This is a genomic window from Leucobacter sp. M11 (assembly GCF_035726885.1).
GTDB lineage: Bacteria > Actinomycetota > Actinomycetes > Actinomycetales > Microbacteriaceae > JAPFRB01.
The window spans coordinates 303,126-303,851 of the sequence record NZ_JAPFRB010000004.1 but is presented as its reverse complement, the minus strand read 5'-3'; the positions used below and the strand labels follow the sequence as shown (position 1 = coordinate 303,851).

Annotated in this window: 2 protein-coding genes; one reads left to right on the top strand and one right to left on the bottom strand. The window is 74.8% G+C overall.

Annotation, left to right across the window (positions count from 1 at the left end; all coding sequences use genetic code 11):
* Positions 1-444: Rv3235 family protein (locus OOT08_RS13475; protein ID WP_325093278.1), on the top strand; the 444-nt coding region annotated here is incomplete at its 5' end.
* A gap of 167 nt (positions 445-611) precedes the next feature.
* Here OOT08_RS13475 and OOT08_RS19200 read toward each other — a convergent pair.
* Positions 612-726: hypothetical protein (locus OOT08_RS19200; RefSeq protein WP_442916267.1), on the bottom strand; the 115-nt coding region annotated here is incomplete at its 5' end.

Here is a 726-nt window from a genome sequence, read left to right as displayed (position 1 = left end):
AAGAAACCGCCGGGATCCCCGGAGCTGGCGGGGCGGGAGCCTGCGAGGCACCCCGTCACCCCGGGGCGGCAGTTCCTCGCCGCTCCCCGCCGCACCGGCACCGCGGGGTTACCCGATCCGCTCCGGCTCTCCCGGCACCTGGCCCTCGCGGCGATCGAGGTTGTCGAGGGGCTCCGCCCGCTCGAACAGCTCTCCGCGTGGATCTCCGGCCCCGTGGCCCGCGCCCTCGCGGTGCGCCGGGAACTCCGGGAACAGCGTCGGGTGGTCTACGGGGACACCAGGCGCGCCCCGCACGCCCTCGGGCGGGCGCGGGTCACCCACCCCTGCGACGGGATCGTCGAGGCGGTCGTCGTCGTGCACTCGAAAGCGCGCAGTCTCGCGGTGACCGTGCGGCTGGAGAGTATCGACCATCGCTGGCGGGCGACCGATCTGACCGTGCTGTGACCCCGATGTTCTCGGGCCAGTCCCCTCCGGCCCGGCGAGGGTGCGGCCTCCCCCTGCGAATCCCGAGCCGGCCCGCGACCGGTGGCGAGTCGAGCCGGGTCAGCGTGAGCCGAGCCAGGGGAAGCCGGGTGGCTCTGGCGCGTCAGGCGTCCGAGGGGGCCGGCGGCTTAGCGGCCGTCGTCGCTCGCGTCGCCGCGAATGATCGGGATCGCGCTCGTTCCGGTGACGATGCGGGCCCCGTGGGTCGGCCCCGTGGCGGTAATGGCCTGAATGCCCTCGGCT